Source organism: Pedobacter folensis (assembly GCF_056490665.1).
Genome location: NZ_JBWJIF010000002.1, coordinates 328,897 through 346,380 on the forward strand (window position 1 = coordinate 328,897; position 17,484 = coordinate 346,380).

17 protein-coding genes are annotated in these 17,484 nt (G+C 37.2%); 7 read left to right on the forward strand and 10 right to left on the reverse strand.

Annotated features, from left to right (window positions below):
• The first annotated feature begins 144 nt into the window (after positions 1-144).
• Positions 145-468, forward strand: coding sequence for a heavy metal-binding domain-containing protein (locus tag AC04QZ_RS10005; RefSeq protein ID WP_025141635.1), 324 nt, complete (start codon positions 145-147; stop codon positions 466-468).
• Positions 469-552: 84 nt separating this feature from the next.
• Here the strand turns inward: AC04QZ_RS10005 and pfkA are convergent, their stop codons facing one another.
• The 5 genes from pfkA to AC04QZ_RS10030 all read right to left on the reverse strand — a co-directional run bounded on the left by pfkA (position 553) and on the right by AC04QZ_RS10030 (position 5,631).
• On the reverse strand, positions 553-1,536 hold the full coding sequence (gene pfkA, locus AC04QZ_RS10010; RefSeq protein ID WP_478357650.1) for a 6-phosphofructokinase: 984 nt from the start codon (positions 1,534-1,536) through the stop codon (positions 553-555).
• Positions 1,529-3,247: a protein-disulfide reductase DsbD family protein gene (locus AC04QZ_RS10015; RefSeq protein ID WP_478357651.1), complete on the reverse strand. Its 1,719-nt coding sequence runs from the start codon at positions 3,245-3,247 to the stop codon at positions 1,529-1,531. The genes pfkA and AC04QZ_RS10015 overlap by 8 nt, the downstream gene beginning before the upstream one ends.
• A gap of 159 nt (positions 3,248-3,406) precedes the next feature.
• Complete coding sequence (locus AC04QZ_RS10020) at positions 3,407-3,823, reverse strand: helix-turn-helix domain-containing protein (RefSeq protein ID WP_478357652.1); 417 nt, start codon at positions 3,821-3,823, stop codon at positions 3,407-3,409.
• Positions 3,824-4,388: 565 nt separating this feature from the next.
• Positions 4,389-4,847: a protein-disulfide reductase DsbD N-terminal domain-containing protein gene (locus AC04QZ_RS10025; RefSeq protein WP_478357653.1), complete on the reverse strand. Its 459-nt coding sequence runs from the start codon at positions 4,845-4,847 to the stop codon at positions 4,389-4,391.
• Positions 4,848-4,854: 7 nt separating this feature from the next.
• A complete protein-coding gene (locus AC04QZ_RS10030; protein WP_478357654.1) occupies positions 4,855-5,631 on the reverse strand; it encodes a biotin--[acetyl-CoA-carboxylase] ligase in 777 nt (258 codons plus the stop codon).
• A 44-nt stretch (positions 5,632-5,675) separates the two neighbouring features.
• On the opposite strand from AC04QZ_RS10030, the gene rsfS reads away from it, so the two are divergent.
• From rsfS to AC04QZ_RS10045, 3 genes are all read left to right on the forward strand, one after another.
• Entirely contained in the window at positions 5,676-6,050 is a 375-nt protein-coding gene (gene rsfS / locus AC04QZ_RS10035; protein WP_057930976.1) for a ribosome silencing factor, read from the forward strand.
• Between the two features lie 27 nt (positions 6,051-6,077).
• Positions 6,078-8,093: an ATP-dependent zinc metalloprotease FtsH gene (ftsH, locus tag AC04QZ_RS10040; RefSeq protein ID WP_086548444.1), complete on the forward strand. Its 2,016-nt coding sequence runs from the start codon at positions 6,078-6,080 to the stop codon at positions 8,091-8,093.
• 64 nt (positions 8,094-8,157) lie between these two features.
• On the forward strand, positions 8,158-8,802 hold the full coding sequence (locus AC04QZ_RS10045) for a LutC/YkgG family protein (RefSeq protein WP_478357655.1): 645 nt from the start codon (positions 8,158-8,160) through the stop codon (positions 8,800-8,802).
• A 63-nt stretch (positions 8,803-8,865) separates the two neighbouring features.
• On the opposite strand, the gene AC04QZ_RS10050 is transcribed toward AC04QZ_RS10045, so the two are convergent.
• The gene (locus AC04QZ_RS10050; RefSeq protein WP_478357656.1) at positions 8,866-9,849 is read right to left on the reverse strand and encodes a cell envelope integrity TolA family protein; all 984 of its coding nucleotides are present in this window, start codon (positions 9,847-9,849) and stop codon (positions 8,866-8,868) included.
• A gap of 149 nt (positions 9,850-9,998) precedes the next feature.
• On the opposite strand from AC04QZ_RS10050, the gene AC04QZ_RS10055 reads away from it, so the two are divergent.
• The 3 genes from AC04QZ_RS10055 (at position 9,999) to AC04QZ_RS10065 (ending at position 13,684) form a co-directional block, all read left to right on the forward strand.
• Entirely contained in the window at positions 9,999-11,876 is a 1,878-nt protein-coding gene (locus tag AC04QZ_RS10055; RefSeq protein ID WP_478357657.1) for a sensor histidine kinase, read from the forward strand.
• Positions 11,876-12,529 (forward strand): response regulator, encoded by a 654-nt coding sequence (locus tag AC04QZ_RS10060; RefSeq protein WP_478357658.1) that lies wholly within the window; start codon positions 11,876-11,878, stop codon positions 12,527-12,529. Before AC04QZ_RS10055 ends, AC04QZ_RS10060 begins: the two co-directional genes overlap by 1 nt.
• A 78-nt stretch (positions 12,530-12,607) precedes the next feature.
• On the forward strand, positions 12,608-13,684 hold the full coding sequence (locus AC04QZ_RS10065; RefSeq protein WP_086548449.1) for a 3-oxoacyl-ACP synthase III family protein: 1,077 nt from the start codon (positions 12,608-12,610) through the stop codon (positions 13,682-13,684).
• On the opposite strand, the gene AC04QZ_RS10070 is transcribed toward AC04QZ_RS10065, so the two are convergent.
• The 4 genes from AC04QZ_RS10070 to AC04QZ_RS10085 form a co-directional block, all read right to left on the reverse strand.
• Positions 13,681-15,168, reverse strand: a complete 1,488-nt coding sequence (locus tag AC04QZ_RS10070) for a YfgM family protein (protein ID WP_478357660.1) — start codon at positions 15,166-15,168, stop codon at positions 13,681-13,683. The two genes, AC04QZ_RS10065 and AC04QZ_RS10070, sit on opposite strands and share 4 nt — an antisense overlap.
• Before the next feature lie 169 nt (positions 15,169-15,337).
• A complete protein-coding gene (locus tag AC04QZ_RS10075) occupies positions 15,338-16,081 on the reverse strand; it encodes a zinc ribbon domain-containing protein (protein WP_086548451.1) in 744 nt (247 codons plus the stop codon).
• A gap of 157 nt (positions 16,082-16,238) precedes the next feature.
• Positions 16,239-16,601, reverse strand: coding sequence for a hypothetical protein (locus AC04QZ_RS10080; RefSeq protein WP_478357661.1), 363 nt, complete (start codon positions 16,599-16,601; stop codon positions 16,239-16,241).
• 62 nt (positions 16,602-16,663) lie between these two features.
• Entirely contained in the window at positions 16,664-17,221 is a 558-nt protein-coding gene (locus tag AC04QZ_RS10085; RefSeq protein WP_478357662.1) for a hypothetical protein, read from the reverse strand.
• Positions 17,222-17,484 lie beyond the last annotated feature (263 nt).

The following is a 17,484-nucleotide window of genomic DNA, read 5'->3' on the forward strand; positions in this document are numbered from 1 at the left end:
CATTCCCGATTGCATAAATTTATTTTAAGCGAAACACATTTTATTTGATTTAACATTCGCCATTGCCAGCCTAAAGTGAAATTGACTTTTCTAAAAAATGTAACATTTCTAAAAAAATTTGTTCTAATTATTAAAACTGAAACTATGTTAGTCACTACAACGCCCACGGTTGAGGGCAGAAAAATTGTAAAATATATTGGTCTTGTTACCGGAGAAACGATTATTGGGGCAAATATTTTTAAGGATTTATTTGCAGGAATAACGGATATCGTAGGGGGAAGATCGAGTTCTTACGAACGCGTTTTAAGAGAGGGTAAAGATACTGCAGTTAACGAAATGCAGCAATATGCAGCAGCCCTTGGTGCAAATGCTATTGTTGGTGTAGATTTAGATTACGAAACTGTAGGAAGCGGCGGAAGCATGTTAATGGTGAGTGCCAATGGCACTGCTGTGATTTTAGAAGATTAAGAAATTTGCTTATTGCGAAACTAAGCAAAAACAAGAAAGTCTTTCCGGTGCGGGAAAGACTTTTCTTTTATAAACTGTTTTCGTTTAAAACGAAAGAATATCAATTAGTTTTAACCATTTAGAACTCACTTTCTCGGCATTGATGTGCTTGATCGCATGATCAAAAGGAGTAAAAACAATTTCGCGGTTGATCTGGCCAGCCATTACACCACTTTCGCCATTAATTAAACCTTCTACCGCCGCAACGCCTAAGCGACTGGCCAATACGCGGTCCATACAGGTTGGTTTACCTCCGCGCTGAATGTGTCCCAGAACCGAAACCTTTGTATCGTAATGTGGGTATTTTGCCTGCAAAATTTCGCCAACTTTAAATGCACCACCAGTATCATCACCTTCGGCAACAATAATAATTTTTGATGCCTTATCCTTACGGCTATGCTCTAACTTGTGCAAAATATCATCTGCATTCATATTTGCTTCCGGGATCATGATGGCTTCGGCACCAACACCGATTCCACTTCTCAAAGCAATTAGCCCCGAGTCGCGACCCATTACCTCGACAATAAAAAGCCTGTCGTGCGATTCGGCTGTATCTCTGATTTTATCTACCGCATCGATAACCGTATTAATCGCAGAATCGTATCCAATGGTAAAATCGGTACCCGCCAAATCGTTATCAATAGTGCCCGGCAGGCCTACAATCGGGAAATCGAACTCTTTAGAAAAAATATTGGCTCCTGTAAATGTTCCATCACCACCAATTACAACCAAGGCATCAATTCCATTGGCTTTCAGGTTTTCGTATGCTTTTTTTCTGCCTTCTACGGTTTTGAATGCCTCACTACGGGCTGTTTTTAAAATGGTTCCCCCACGTTGAATAATATTCGCTACAGATTTGCGGTCCATAGGGATAAAATCATTGCTGATCAGCCCTTCGTATCCCCGCATAAAGCCGGTTACTTCAATGTCATAATAAATAGAGCCCCTAACAACAGCTCTGATTGCGGCATTCATGCCTGGCGAATCTCCGCCAGAGGTTAAAACGCCAATATTCTTAATCTTATTCATTTGTTTGTTTCTTAGCAAATTCGGATAATCCTTTATCCAGATATTGCAAATATTTATCTATATCAAATTCAACTCCAATAGGAGGCGAAACTAATTCTTTTTCATCAGTACCCAAAAGTACATAATATGGTTGCGAAATGGTATTAAATCTTTCGGCCTGCAAATGTTTAAATTTTTTACCAATAGTATTCACTCTGACAGGGCTGGTTTTAGATCCTAATATTTCAGAATCGAATTGTTCAGCTACAGGTAACTCAGATTTTTCATCAGTATAAAGCGATACAACGATATAATCTTCTTTTAACTTTTTAAGCACCCTTGGGTCAGACCAAACCCGGGCTTCCATCTCGCGACAATTAACACATTGTTTCCCAGTAAAATCAAGGAATAAAGGTTTTTTCACTTCTTTAGCATAGGCTAGCGCTTCATCATAATCAAAAAAGCCATCAATATTATGTGGAATATGGAATAAATCTGAATATTTTTTGTTTTTACCTTTCTTTGGGGATTCAGATTGGCTTAAGACTCCAGTTGAAGATGTGTTGATGGCAAAATCCTGAGTATAAAGAGGGGGAACCAATCCACTTATAAATTTGAGTGGAGCACCCCATAATCCAGGTATAAGATATAAAGTAAAAGCAAGTGATGTTCCGGCTAAAAATAATCGAGGAATAGAAATATATTTTAAATCACTATCGTGTGAAAGTTTAATTTTACCCAATAAATATAATGTTAATAGTATTCCTATCGCAATCCAAATCACCAAAAATACTTCTCTATCTAAAATCCTCCAGTTATAAGCGGCATCAGCCATCGAGAGAAATTTCATAGCTAAACCTATTTCTAAAAAGCCTAAAACAACTTTAACAGCATTTAACCAGCCTCCGGATTTTGGAAGTGAGGTTAGCCAGCTTGGGAATATGGCAAAGACCGTAAAAATTAATGCCAGAGCCAGAGAAAATCCAAACATAGCCATTACCGGCGCAAGGTAGTCACCAGTGCTACTAACAGCTACTAAAACAGAACCAATAACAGGTCCGGTACATGAAAATGAAACTACAGCGAGTGTAGCCGCCATAAAAAATATCCCGCCCAGGCCTTTAGAATCTGATTTCGCATCAATTTTGTTTACGAATGAGCTCGGAAGCGTGATTTCAAATGCCCCTAAGAAAGAAATACCAAAAACCAATAGCACGGCAAATATAAAAATGTTAAATATGCCATCTGTTGCAAGTTCATTTAATGCGCCGGCACCAAAAATCAAGGTAATAATAAACCCAAGCGCAACATAAATTATAATTATTGATAGTCCATAAATGATTGCGCCACGAATTCCTTTGCCTTTGGTTTCTGCTCGTTTAGTAAAAAAACTAATTGTTAACGGAACCATTGGATAAATACAAGGCAGGAAAAAAGCTATGAAACCGCCAATTAAACCAGCAATGAATATACCCCATAGCGATTGTTTCGGGGCTGCATTTACAGCAACCGAAGCTTTTTCTACTTTGGCGGTATCCTTTTTAACCGTATCATTAACCGTTTTTACTGCGCTGTTTGCTGCACTATCCTGTGCAGAGCCTACTTCGGTAAAAACAATATCATCAGGAGGAGCAGTTGCTGTGGTGTCTTGTGTTACTAAAGCGTAACTCTTAACGGCAGGCAATGCCATAAACATTGTAGCCATTAACAACAATAATAAGACCTTTTTCATTTGTGTGTTTTGTGTGTGTGTGTGTTTTGAAACCGTGAAATTAAGAATAATTTTAGAAACGATTTTTTCTTAAGCCCTACACCACGTAGATTTTACTTTAAAAAGAAACAGTCCCGAAAATTCGGGACTGTTTCTTTTTGTTTGCTTTATGTATTTAGTTTACTTTTCAAACGCCGCTATATTTTTTAATTTCTCCTCTAATTCAATAATACGTCTTTCTTGCTGAAGAATTATCTTATTCATTAAATCAAATTCTCTTGCTGAAATAGTTATCTTATCTCCATTCAAATCATTATTAGCCAATTTTTTACCTGCATCTTGGTTATTAATAAAAGCCTCAATAGGTTTATCTAAAATATTAGCAATTTTAATTAAACGTTCCATAGAAATTTTAACTTCACCTGCTTCTATTTTTTGATAAGCACTTTGCCCAATACCTAGTTCGTTTGCAACATAAGCTTGGGTATAACACTTCTCATCTCTATACTTGCGAATATCTTCACATGATATAAATTTTAAATCTTTACGATTTAAAATTTGCCCGTTTTTAATAAAACTTCCTAATTCCAATCTCATATTTTAAAGTTAATCTGTTTTTTTATTATTAACAGGAATAAATTTATTCCTGTTAATAATAAATTCATTCTTGTTTAGCATAATGCTATTCTCATCAAAATACCTGATTTATCCTTGTCTGTTTATCTTTACTATATTTTAAATTTTTTAAAAATAAAATCTATGAAAAAGTTAACTTTAAAATCAAACTTGACCAAGGGGGAAGTGCTAACTAGAGCACAATTGAAAAAAGTAATAGGAGGTTTAGGTAGTGGAACTGGCAGCGGTGGCGCATGCTCAAGTACCTGTTTAGCTGTTGGTAGTGAATGCGGAACAGCTGAAGCAAAAGGTAAATGCGAATGGGTATCGGATCCCGCTTGCCCAGGGGGAGGTTGGAGTGGGTGTTTTATACCATTTGGGTAGCCCTATAATATAGCCGTTTCTTACATAAGTCATGTTTATTATTTTAGTATTTAGCTTAAAGCGATCTAAAAGATATGGCTTTACAGATGAGACCTTTTAAACAATTCTGACTTAAAAAGATAAAAAGAAAGCTCTCGAATGGAGAGCTTTCTTTTTATTATTACTATTTCTTATCTTTAACTGGTATACTAAACTCTACTTCTTCTGGCGGAAGACATTGTTTATCATTACAAACCATAAATTCAACCTTGCCTTTAACAACAGTTGTGCCCTTGTTTAGCTTTACTCTTTGCTGAAAAGTTACAGATTTTTCGAAATAACTTACGTTCATTTTAAACGTACTTTCATATTTTACAATGGCTTTGGGCTCAGTGGTTTTACCAACCAGGCTAAAATCTTTTGAAGGCGTAAATGTAAAAGTAGTTTTTACCGGGCCACCATCTTTTACATTTTGCGAATAGATGTGCCATCTATCCTCAATAGTTGCTTTTAAAAGTACTATAGCTTCAGTTTTGCTAACCTTTGTTGCTGCATAAGACCAAATAACAGGCTTTTCGATCTGAGCAAATGCACCTGCAATGGTAAAAAGCACCATCGAAAGTACTAATGTGATTTTTTTCATTATGTGTTTATTTTGTGTGTGTAAATTCAATTTCTTTAAAGTTAAAGGCTTTTAAACCGTTCTTTGTATCAACAGTTAACCTACCGCCATCTTCAACTCCTTTTATTGTACCTTCAAAAATCTCTCCATTTTGTATATACAACGCCGGGATGTTAAAGTTATAAAGCTTTGAAAGGTAATCATTTTGTAAAATACTATACTTCCCGGCCCTCAAAATTAAGTAGTATTTTTCCATAAATATGAATATTTTATCCATAATATCCATTAAAGGCACATTTCTTTGTAAAATTTGAATGACGGAAGTAGCACGATGGCTAATGTTATCCGAAAATTCGGATTGATTTATATTTAAACCAATGCCAATTACGGATGATTTAATAGAACTGCCTGTCAGTGTATTTTCGATTAATATTCCGCCTAATTTCTTATTCTGGTAATACATATCATTCGGCCATTTTACTTTTATCCCATCTGGTATAAAAAAAGATAAAGCATCACTAACAGCCAAACTAACGGCTATATTTAAATAAAACTGCTTGTCAAGGGGCAAAAAAGAAGGTTTTAAATAAATGCTTGTACTAATATTTTTCCCGGCCTGGGTTTGCCAAACGCTTTCCTGCTGTCCTCTTCCTGCAAACTGATTATCTGCCATAATTACAGTCCCTTCGGCTAATGGCTCGGATTTTGACACCAAATCTTTTAAAAAGTTATTAGTAGAATCAACTTCTTTTAATTTGATTAAATTTTGACCAACAAATAGTGTCGAAAAAGTGTTATTTTGCAAGTGTTGAATTTATAATATTGTAATTCCAAAATTAAAGCATTTTAATGGTAAAAAAGAAAATAGTAGCCCTTTCTACATACCTTTCTGAGTTAGCCGTTCACGGCATACAGGAGAAAAAAGGAGAAGATATTGTGCGGTTAGATCTTAGAAATATTCATACTTCAGTAGCTGATTACTTTATTATTGCGAGCGCCAACTCCGGTACGCAGGTAAAAGCTATTGCCGATAGTGTAGAAAAAGAAATATATAAAGCCACTCAGGCCGATCCCAGACATAAGGAAGGTTTCGAATCAGCAGATTGGATTATTCTTGATTATTTCGATGTGGTTGTGCACATTTTTAAAACCGAAAAGCGCCACTTTTATGGCATAGAAGAACTTTGGGGGGATGCTGAAAGCACAAATTATCAAAGCGCATAACCTATAGAACCATTTTGACAAAGACAAATGAACGACAATCAAAATACCAACGAAAAACAGGGGAAGAGGATTCCAAACATCCCCAAAAAACCACAAAAAGGATCAAAATTTAATATTTTCTGGGTTTATGCGGCCATTATCATCGCAATTATAGCGGCGCAGTTTTTATTTACTACTGATGGTGGTAAAGAGGTTACTTACCAAAAGTTTGAACAACAGATGTTACTTAAGGGTGACGTTCAAAAAGTTGTCGCTTATAAATCTGATGATTTAGTACGGGTAGAGGTTTATATTAAAAAAGACAGCTTAAAAAAACCGGCGTACGATGCCTATAAAAGCACCAGCACTTTTAGTGTAAATAATACTGCAAGTCCGGTTGTATTTTTCAATGCCGGCACCATGGATGGCCTTGATAAACAACTTGCCGATTCGCAAAAAGATCTTCCAGCTAACCAACCGAGGGTATTGGCAGAAAAAACCAGTCGCAGCAATCCATTAGCCAGCTGGTTTTTAAGCATTATTTTACCGGTGTTGCTTTTAATAGGTTTCTGGATTTTTATGATGCGCAGAATGGGCGGTGGCGCCGGAGGTGGCGGTCAGATTTTCAGTATCGGAAAATCAAAAGCTACTTTATTCGACAAAGAAAGCCAGGTAAACATTACGTTTAACGATGTTGCAGGTTTAGAAGAAGCAAAAACGGAGGTAATGGAAATTGTAGATTTCCTTAAAAACCCTAAAAAATATACTGACCTGGGTGGAAAAATTCCGAAAGGTGCTTTATTGGTTGGTTCGCCAGGTACCGGTAAAACCCTATTGGCTAAAGCGGTTGCAGGCGAGGCTCAGGTTCCTTTCTTCTCTTTATCAGGATCTGATTTCGTAGAGATGTTTGTAGGGGTAGGTGCATCACGTGTGCGCGACTTATTTAAACAAGCAAAAGATAAATCACCTTGTATCATTTTTATTGATGAGATTGATGCGATTGGCCGTGCGCGTGGTAAAAACGGTGTAATGGGTGGAAATGATGAACGCGAAAACACTTTAAATCAACTTTTAGTTGAAATGGATGGTTTCGGCACCAATACACATGTTATTATCTTAGCCGCCACTAACCGTGCTGATGTTTTAGATAAAGCTTTATTAAGAGCGGGTAGATTTGACAGACAGATTTATGTTGATTTACCGGATGTTATCGAACGTAAACAAATTTTCGAAGTCCACATCACGCCACTTAAAAAATCAGAAGAGCTTGATACTGAGTTTTTAGCTAAACAAACGCCAGGATTCTCAGGTGCTGATATTGCAAATGTTTGTAACGAAGCGGCATTAATTGCTGCCCGTAAAAACAAATCGGCAGTTGACAAACAAGATTTCCTGGATGCTGTAGATCGGATTGTAGGTGGTTTAGAAAAGAAAAACAAAATCATCACACCGAGTGAAAAACGCGCTATTGCGATTCACGAGGCTGGTCACGCCACAGTAAGCTGGTTGTTAGAACATGCCGCGCCTTTGGTTAAGGTTACGATTGTTCCACGCGGACAGAGCTTAGGTGCTGCATGGTACTTGCCAGAGGAACGCTTAATTGTTCGTCCTCACCAAATGCTTGATGAAATGTGTGCAACCATGGGTGGCAGAGCAGCAGAAAAAGTAATGTTCGATACCATTTCTACCGGCGCACTTAGCGATTTAGAAAAAGTAAATAAACAAGCCAGGGCAATGGTTACCATTTATGGTTTAAATGAGAAATTAGGAAACATTACTTATTACGATTCATCTGGTCAGAATGAGTATAACTTCTCTAAACCCTATTCAGAGGATACCGCTTTAACGATCGACAAAGAAATTTCGGCATTAATTGAAGGCCAATATCAAAGAGCAATTAATTTATTAGAAGAAAATAAAGATAAATTGATCCAGTTGGCAGATATCCTGATCGAAAAAGAAGTTTTATTTAAAGACGATTTAGAAGTGATTTTTGGTAAAAGATTATTCGAAAACCAGGGAGAAAGCGGAACTCCCGGACATATTACTCCGGTAGAAGCATAAATAAATAATTTCTATTATTACATTTGCTACCCTAGTTTAATTATTAGGGTAGCTTTTTTTTATAATGAAGGATAATACGACAGCGAAGGAACAAATACTAAAAAAGATAAGGAAAGCACTATTAGAGAAGCGCGAAAACCCTTATCCTAATTTAGAGGAAAGTCAATTGTATAAAAAAAATACAGATGAGCTGGAGGTACTATTTGCCGAGCAGCTTACTGCTATATCCGGTAACTTTATCTTTTGTGAGGACGGGATTGATTTTTTTGAAAACATGTTGCAGCTGGCCGATAAGTTTAAATGGCGGAAAATATACTGCTGGGAACCTGAACTTCAGCAGTTTTTAAGTAAATACGAATTTCCTTTTTACCAAACCGATAAAGATTTTGAACAGGCCGAGGTAGGCATTACCCTTTGCGAAGCCTTAATTGCCCGCAATGGAAGCGTAATGGTAACCAACCAGGGCGCTGCAGGAAGGCGACTCAGCATCTTCCCACATCACCATATTGTGATTGCCAAAACAAGTCAGTTGGTTTTAGATCTTAAAGATGCTTTTCTGTTATTGAAAAACAAGTATGGTAATCAAATCCCATCCATGATCACCAACATTACAGGCCCCAGCAGAACTGCGGATATCGAAAAAACATTGGTTTTAGGTGCGCACGGTCCTAAAGAGCTTTTTGTGTTCTTGATTGATGATTTTAGTTAATGGGATGAGCATATAGACCTCTATTATCTTCCTTTATAAAACCCATCCCATTACACAATAAATCTATCTGGAGCTCTGAAACCTTTTCACCACTAACTCACCTGCACTATTTATGCAATATATGTCTTCATCATAGTTAGAATATCTTCTTGATAGCACCGGTTTTAACCCCTCATCTTCCAGTTTATGGTGATCAAATGTCAAATAAAGTTCTACTCTAGAGCGATCTTTATCCAAAGTGATGGTTTTTTTCGTTTTTACATTGTAAATGTCAACATCCTGAATCCTTCTATAATTATAGCCCCAGCTAGAATCTTCCCCAAAATCCTTGCTCCTACCAATCACAAAATAATCGTTCATTAAATGAAAGATGGTACTGATGCTCTTATCATTGAAAAGTCGTTTTCCTTTCAGGTCAACTATATCTGCAACATTTCTCATTTTACCATTGGTTAAGGTGTTTTCTTCATTCAAAATCACGATTCCTATACTCTTAGGGAAATTATTTTTATTGTCTCCAAAAGCAGCGAAAGTGCTTATATAATCCTTGCTTTTTAAAACCGTATCACCATTTTCGTTCAAAAAATAGTTTAAGTTTTTACCACTCATCGACATTGATCCTGGATAATCGGCAAAAACCAATATATCTTTTGTGGGTTTAGATGGTGCTTTTTTTACGGGCACTTCAGCCTTTTTGATTGCCGTTACAGGCATTTTTCCCATCGTTACGCGTACTTCGGTCACTTTATTTTTCTCTGCCGTTTCGGCCTGTTTCTTTTTAAAGTCTGCCTCCCTTTCAGCCTTAAGTTTTGCATTTCGGATCTTACTTGCTTCATAGGCAGCTTTATCATCTGCAATCTTCTTTTTGCGGGCGTCTTCATTTTCTTTGTCACAAGCAGGGCACATCAGTTTTCCCTCCGCGTTATTCCAGCCCTTAGGCGCAAAACGGCAGTTATAACGGGCATATTCGCTCTTCGAAACATGCGATTGGGCGCTTGCCACCTGTACCATAAACAGGAGCAAGATAATAGTTAAGAAACTTTTCATTTTTAAGTCGTTTAATTTGATGTAAAAGTAATCGACAGCCAAAGTGATCTATATACCCTATACTCGGTATATTTAGTGCTTATTTTATATCCTATATTTATGAAATATTGACTGGTAGATTAAAACACGCCACTAATTCTCTCAAAAAAATGAATAAAGTTTTCCTGCTATTCTTATTTATCGTGCATCCGTTTTGCATGTGCTTTGCACAACAGGGCAACCCAATTTTAATCGATACGGCTAAAAAATTCAATATTAGCAAACATGGCTATTTCTATGAGGATAAAAATTTAAACCTCAGTATCGATTCTATTATAAAATATAAACAGGCCGGTAAACTCTTGCCATTAACACCAGGAAAAGTTTTTAGTAAAGGTTACACCCAATCTTATTACTGGGTTGCTTTTGATATCGAAAATACCTTAAATCAATCGGTGCACCTCATGTTTAAGGAGCAGAGCTCAAGCATTAACCAGCTCCAGCTGTTTAAAGCAGATCAGCTTGGTAAAATTTATCCCTTAGGCTTAACAGGCGATCATTTTCCTTTTAAGCAACGCCCTTATCGCAACAGAAGTTTTATTTATCCAATGGTTCTTTTACCGCATGAAAAAGCCACTTTTTATTTGTGGGCCGATAAACGCGGACAGAACATGTACATGCCAATATCAATCGGGCGCGATGTTGATATTATTCAGGCTGAAATTCCGCAGCACACGCTGTTTGGTTTCTACACGGGCATTTTTGTTTTTGCTGTGATTTTTAACCTGTTGCTATTTGCTTCTGTTAGAGATAATATCCACCTGTATTATGCCATTTACATTTTTTGCACCCTAATTTTTATCCTGGAAGAGGAGGGACTGGCCTTTCAATGGTTCTATCCAAATTTACCAGGTCTCCAGGATTATATGCGCTTAATAATGGCATCACTAAGCTGTGGCCTGTTAATCCAGGTGATGCAGCTGTTTGTTAACCAAAACAGCACCAATAGCCGGTTATACCGCTTTACCAACTATTATAAAAAGTTTTGCTGGGCCATGTCCATCATTCCGGTATTTATGCTGTTCAAATCATTTATTCTCTTAGAGAAAACGGTTTTTTACATCAACAATTTTCTTGCGCTCCTTACGGTAATCATTATTATTATCTGCGTAGTGGAAAGGATAAGGGCAGGTTATAAGTTGGGCTGGTATTATTTTATTGCAACCGTAATGTTGTTATTTGGGGTTTTTAATTATGTTTTTAACACCTTAGGGCTTACCAACTTTAATTTACTAAAGCCAAATGGTTTGGTGGTGGGTTTAACTGCCGAAATCATTTTCCTTTCATTTGCTTTAACACAGCGTTATAACTTTCTAAAAAAAGAAAAAGAAATCCTTTTAGAAGAAAAAAGCAAACATCAGGTAGACCTCGCGGATGGTATTTTTAATGCGCAGGAAGATGAACGCACACGCCTGGCCCGTGATCTTCATGATGACCTCGGCGGCACACTTTCCATTATAAAACTGAATATCACCGCTTTTCAGCACAAAGTTTTAAAACTTACTGAAAATGACCGCGTATTTTATGATCAGACCATTGGCATGATTGAAAAGGCATGTGCCGATTTAAGGGAAATATCGCACAATTTAATGCCGAAAAATTTTGAGCAATATGGTCTGATTGAAACTTTAAATGAGCATTTCAGAACCCTGAACCATTCTGGCAAAATTGCATTCGAATTTGTTTTCCAGGTTGAACACCCTATTGAAAGCGGAATGGAAATTACCATATACCGGATTGTTAACGAACTGGTAAACAATATCATTAGGCATTCTTTTGCTTCAAAGGCAACCATACAGATTTTATCTTTCGACGAAAGAATTAGCATTATGGCCGAAGATAATGGCATTGGTTTTAATCCCGATAAAGACAAAAAGGGTTTAGGAATGCAAAATATTCTATCGAGGGTAAATTACCTTAACGGCAAAATCCATGTCGACAGTAATCAAAACGGTACCACAACAACTATTGATATTCCGCTAAAATAATGGACACGATTCAACAGAAACCCACCACGTTGATGATCGCTGATGATCATAAACTGTTTGCCGAAGGATTATCGGCCATTCTCTCTGAACAGCCCAATTTTAAAATAATCGGGATGGCATCGAACGGAAAAGAGGTTTTACATCTTCTGAACAACCAGGTACCTGATATTTTAATTCTTGACCTGAACATGCCGGTTTTAGACGGCGAAATTGCCGCTGAAAAAATCAGACAATTATTCCCTGCTGTTAAAATAATGGTCTTATCAATGTATTACACTGAAAAGCTAGCGGTAAAGCTCGAAGGCATTGGGGTAATGGCTTTCATTCAAAAAGATACCAATGCCGAAACATTATTTAAAATTATAAGGGGTATACAGCAAGGCGAAAAATACTTCCAGAAAATAAAACCTGATACACAGGCATCGTCGGCATTTAACGATGGCGATCATTTCCAAAAAAGCCACAATTTAACAGCAAGGGAAATGGAAATTCTGAAATTAATAAGAGAAGACTATTCGTCACAGCAAATTGCCCAAAAATTATTTATAGCTTTAAACACGGTTGATACTCACCGTAAAAATATGGTACAGAAGCTAAACGTAACCGGAAAAGCTGGATTATTAAAGTTTGCGCTTGAAAATAAGTTTCGTTAAAATTAAATTTATTTTCGATTACCGAATATAATTGATATTTTTATACTACATACCGTTTTAGTATGCGGTATTATAATTATGAGCAGAGCAATAAATACGGTAATTACCGGCACTGGAAGTTATATCCCACAGAATATTATTTCTGGTCGTGAATTCTTAAATTCTACGTTTTTTGAGAATGGTAACCGATTAGAGAAAGAGAATGCAGAGATCATTGATAAATTCTCTGAAATTACGGAAATCGTAGAAAGACGCTACGCCTGCCCCGAGCAGTTAAGCAATCATATCGGCGCAAAAGCTGCAGAAAAAGCCATTGAAAATGCAGGTATTGATAAAGAAACTTTAGACTATATTATATTCTGCCATAATTTTGGCGATATCCCTTTGGGTAGCAACCGCATCGACATTTTGCCATCTTTAGCCTCAAAGGTGAAACAACAGTTAGGGATTGAAAATCCAGACTGCGTTGCCTACGATATTATTTTTGGTTGTCCGGGTTGGGTTCAGGGCGCAATACAGGCAGATTATTATATTAAAAGCGGCGATGCAAAACGTGTTATGGTGATTGGTGCAGAAACCTTAAGCCGTATTATCGATCCGCATGACCGTGATAGCATGATTTTTTCGGATGGTGCCGGAGCGGTAATTTTCGAAGCAGAAGAATCAGCAGAAAAAAGAGGAATATTAGCACATAAAACAGAAACACACGCCGTTAATCATGGTAATTTACTCACCATGGGCAAAGGATCTCATCCGGATGAAACCAGCGGAAACTTTTACCTGAAAATGAACGGGCGTAAACTGTACGAGTTTGCGGTAATCCAGGTACCCCAGGTAATTAAAAAAGCCATTGATAAAGCTGGCTTAAGTGTTGAAGATGTAAATATTGTATTCGTTCACCAGGCCAACGGCAAAATGGATACCGCTATCATGAAACGTTTGTTCAAACTTTATGGCAAAGATACGGTGCCTGAAAACCTAGTTCCAATGACGATTTCATGGTTAGGAAACAGTTCGGTTGCCACTGTGCCAACCTTATTAGACCTGGTATTAAAAGGCGAAGTTAAAGGCTATAAAGTTAAGGCTGGCGATGTGGCTGTCTTTGCTTCAGTGGGAGCAGGGATGCACATTAATGCTTTTATACACCGCTTCTAATTCGCTAACCGTTTTAATCCGGCTTTAGCCTGGCTTTCAATACTGCTTTCAAATTCATGATTTTTCATGGCAATGGCTGTATTGAAAGCCTCTTTCGCTTTTACGCTATTTTTCCTTCGCTCGTAAACCTTCCCCATCTGTACCGCAGCATTTGCCGCGAAATAATATTTTAGATTTTTACCTTCATTAATGGTTTGCTGGTAGGCTGCTAACGCCTGATCATCTTTTCCTAAATCATCATAAATCCTACCCAAACGGTAATTCAGTTCCGTTTTATCCTTATCGTTGGTATAATCAGCCGCTTTTTTATCATCAAGTATCTGCAAGGCCCTGCTCGAATAACCACCATCAAACAACAGCCGGGCTTTTAGCAGGTCAATGGTTGGCGTTCCTGCGGTAGCTTCGGCTTTCGCCTGCTTGTCCTTTTCCATATAAGTATATCCGTTTTTAACTGCCTTGGCTGCAAATGCCGCATAAGCCGCCTTATCTCCTTTCAGAAGCGAGATCCAGCCCAAATGAAGATAAGCGTCCTTCACAAAATTAACGCCTCTGGTGGCCTGCAAAAATCGGTTAAAATAGGTTGCCGAATTAAGGTCGAGTTTATTCAGGTGAGCTATGCCTTCCAGATAATCTAAGTAGGGAAAAGGCTGATAGACGCCGCCTTCAGGCCTCTTGGCTAAAATAGCAATGGCTTCTTCGCTATGCCCGTTTTTAATGCACACATAACTCTGCAAATAACTTTTCAGTAAACTGGTATCGGCAATTCGCTCGGTATATTTTATGGTTTTGGCATAGGCCTGCGGGCTATGCGCCACATCGGTTAATACATACGCATAATAAAACACCACTTCTTCGTAAAAAGGTTCGTAGGAAGATTTAGGTAGGTTATCAGCCAGCTTTTCGAACATGTTTAATCCGTTCTGAAGGTTTCCTTTAATTCCAAAAGTAGATAAAGCTGTTTTTAAAGCGCCATCCGGAAGATTGCCCAGAACAGCATTAATCAGTCCCAATCCCTTTAAGTTCAGATGAAAGTTCGGAAACTTTTTATTGTTCTCCTGCAAAAGACTGTTTGCTTTCTTAACTTCCATAGCCGCATTAAAATATTCACCAAAACGCCCACGGATGAGCGCCCATTGTAAATTAATTTCTGCCTGCGCATATAGGTAATAGGGCGAGCTTTTATCATCATCACTTATCTGATCTAAGCGTGTAGATTTATTGCCTTTCAGGCGATCAAAATCAGCTTTGCTCTCAGAAGTTAAAACCGTAAAATAATCTACATAGTTTTCTAAAAGCGGAATAATGGAATTATTGGGGTGTTGTTTTTTCTCTGTGGAGATATAAGCTCTCGCATTGCCCAATTTAAGTTCGAATATACTTTTATACGCATTTAGGCAATTGTTGTTAAAGTCGAAATTTGCAAATAAAGATGTCGGTAACAGGAGAAGAGCAGAAAACGCAAAAACAGGGAAGATTTTAGTCATTCGGGATTATATTTCAGTTTGATCCTGCGCTAAAGCAACAGTAATTCACATTTAAACAAATATCTACATTAAACGCTAAAATCGTACTCTTGTTTTGCGTAAACAAAAATAGGCCAAAACAAAAACGTCCCGATTAAATCGGGACGTTTTAAAAATTTTAAGCTATTGATTAGGCTTCTGCTACTTCGTGAGTTAAAGCTTCATCAACCAAAATACGACCACAGTGCTCGCAAACGATAATTTTTTTACGCTGACGAATATCTAACTGACGTTGAGGTGGAATCTGGTTAAAACAACCTGAGCAAGAATCGCGATCGATTGTTACAACTGCTAAACCATTTACCGCATTTTTGCGTAAACGTTTGTAGGCAACCAATAAACGTTCTTCGATCTGAGGCTCCGCTTTATCTGCTTTCTTTTGTAAATCCTGCTCTTCCTTTTCAGTTTCAGCAGTAATTACATCAAGTTCACCTTTTTTAATGTCTAAATCTTTCTTTCTGCCATCTAACTCTGCTTTAGCTGCTTCGTAGATTTCAGTTTTAGAAGTGATTTCGAAACCATGTTCTTTAATTTTCTTTTCAGAAACCTGGATATCTAAACCTTGAATCTCAATTTCTTTCGTTAAAGCATCGTATTCACGGTTGTTTTTAACTTCTTTTAATTGAGTATCGTATCTTTTGATGGCTGCTTGCGCATCTTTAATTGTATTTTTACGGGTTACGATTGAATCCTCAAGATCATCAAGTTCGCCTTTGATTTTTGCAATTCTAGTTTCTAATCCTAAAACGTCATCCTCAAGATCGGCTACTTCCATTGGTAATTCACCACGTACCTGGCGGATCTTATCAATTTTTGTGTGGATATTTTGTAATTCGTATAAAGCTTTTAGCTTTTGTTCTACGGTTTGTTCCATTAAAACAAGTAATTTATGGGTATATTTGTAATATTCTAATTATCAACGTGTTGAACTATCAACTCTTAAACAAGGGACTCAACTAGGGACTACGTAAAGTGAACTTTAAAATTCTTCTAGCCAGTTTGCATCTTATTTAAGCTCGCAAAGATATACATTAATTTCCTCTTTTACCATACATTTTAGTGTTAATCTGCTGCGTTCCAAGAGCCTCTAAATAATCTTTGCGATTTTTGTAAGCAGATCGAGTTGGTTTAATTTGACGTAATACTTCAGCCAGCATTTGAATGCACTCATCGTGTTTTTTTTGTGATTCATCTTGTTTAATCCTCAACGATCGCAATTGCAGAAACATTTCATATTGAACGTCAGATAATCGTTCCACCTCTAACTCACCTTTACCTTTAAAATAGCCACAGGAAATAAGATCCTCTTCCAAGATATTAGCATCACTCATCGATCTAATGGGTGAATTGTTGCGCTCTGCCCAGGCTACAATATTTAATAGTGTATTATCCATAACTTTAGGAATGTTAACTGATCTCCTTACCATCAAATCAGAAACCAGTTAACATATATTATTTAGTTAAAGCTATTTAAATAGATTAAAGGAATATAAGCAATTACCGGAGGCTTAATTCCTTTTTTTGCTTTAGCTGTTGATCGTACCGCCTTAGCTATATGATTGGCTAAAAAGTCATCCGAACAGGCTTTATACATATCTGCATTAAGATAAGGAGGAAGTTTAAACTTATTACGGAGTATTGAGATAAATTTGATGATATCCATATTACTGTACGTTTTACCTATTACTATATCATTGGCTATTGCTTGGAAATACGGACTTACCTCAGTGGTACTAGCTTCGCTGATCTTCTCAGAAACGTTGGACCATGCGTTAACGCCGTGCGACTCTAAATTCCTAATAATCAACAATGCCTTGTCTTCACCGTACAGTACAGTAAGGTAATAAAATCTGTTCCTTTGAACATCACTCATTGTCTCTTCTGTGACCAGTTCATTGTTGGGAGAAGGCTTCGCTAATTTGGGAGTTGAATTTTCAACTACAACCGATGGATTGTAAACTACAACCTCTTTTGATACTACAGGAGTATCCACTAATTTATGAATATTAAACATAACGTTCAATTAAAAACATCCTATGTCACTTAAAGAAGAGTGATTAGGATTAGTTAAATAATACGTTTAGAATCAAAAATGAACACAGCAGTGCTCAAGCTATTGAAGCTAAACCAACCTTGTTTTTAACCGCAAACTAGGCTCCGTTTGCTAATTATGTTATTGATCGAACTGATCAATTCCGCTCTTGTCTAACTCTTTGCTTCTGCAAAGGATTCGCCTCGGAAACTATTAGAAAGATACTGTGATGGACATTTCTATTC

Coding starts and splice junctions, on each gene's coding strand:
- ftsH (WP_086548444.1), top strand. CDS start 6,078: ATGAACGACAATCAAAATACCAACGAAAAACAGGGGAAGAGGATTCCA.
- AC04QZ_RS10060 (WP_478357658.1), top strand. CDS start 11,876: ATGGACACGATTCAACAGAAACCCACCACGTTGATGATCGCTGATGAT.
- AC04QZ_RS10005 (WP_025141635.1), top strand. CDS start 145: ATGTTAGTCACTACAACGCCCACGGTTGAGGGCAGAAAAATTGTAAAA.
- AC04QZ_RS10080 (WP_478357661.1), bottom strand. CDS start 16,601: ATGGATAATACACTATTAAATATTGTAGCCTGGGCAGAGCGCAACAAT.
- AC04QZ_RS10085 (WP_478357662.1), bottom strand. CDS start 17,221: ATGTTTAATATTCATAAATTAGTGGATACTCCTGTAGTATCAAAAGAG.
- pfkA (WP_478357650.1), bottom strand. CDS start 1,536: ATGAATAAGATTAAGAATATTGGCGTTTTAACCTCTGGCGGAGATTCG.
- AC04QZ_RS10070 (WP_478357660.1), bottom strand. CDS start 15,168: ATGACTAAAATCTTCCCTGTTTTTGCGTTTTCTGCTCTTCTCCTGTTA.
- AC04QZ_RS10045 (WP_478357655.1), top strand. CDS start 8,158: ATGAAGGATAATACGACAGCGAAGGAACAAATACTAAAAAAGATAAGG.
- AC04QZ_RS10055 (WP_478357657.1), top strand. CDS start 9,999: ATGAATAAAGTTTTCCTGCTATTCTTATTTATCGTGCATCCGTTTTGC.
- AC04QZ_RS10015 (WP_478357651.1), bottom strand. CDS start 3,247: ATGAAAAAGGTCTTATTATTGTTGTTAATGGCTACAATGTTTATGGCA.
- AC04QZ_RS10050 (WP_478357656.1), bottom strand. CDS start 9,849: ATGAAAAGTTTCTTAACTATTATCTTGCTCCTGTTTATGGTACAGGTG.
- AC04QZ_RS10075 (WP_086548451.1), bottom strand. CDS start 16,081: ATGGAACAAACCGTAGAACAAAAGCTAAAAGCTTTATACGAATTACAA.
- AC04QZ_RS10065 (WP_086548449.1), top strand. CDS start 12,608: ATGAGCAGAGCAATAAATACGGTAATTACCGGCACTGGAAGTTATATC.
- AC04QZ_RS10025 (WP_478357653.1), bottom strand. CDS start 4,847: ATGAAAAAAATCACATTAGTACTTTCGATGGTGCTTTTTACCATTGCA.
- AC04QZ_RS10020 (WP_478357652.1), bottom strand. CDS start 3,823: ATGAGATTGGAATTAGGAAGTTTTATTAAAAACGGGCAAATTTTAAAT.
- rsfS (WP_057930976.1), top strand. CDS start 5,676: ATGGTAAAAAAGAAAATAGTAGCCCTTTCTACATACCTTTCTGAGTTA.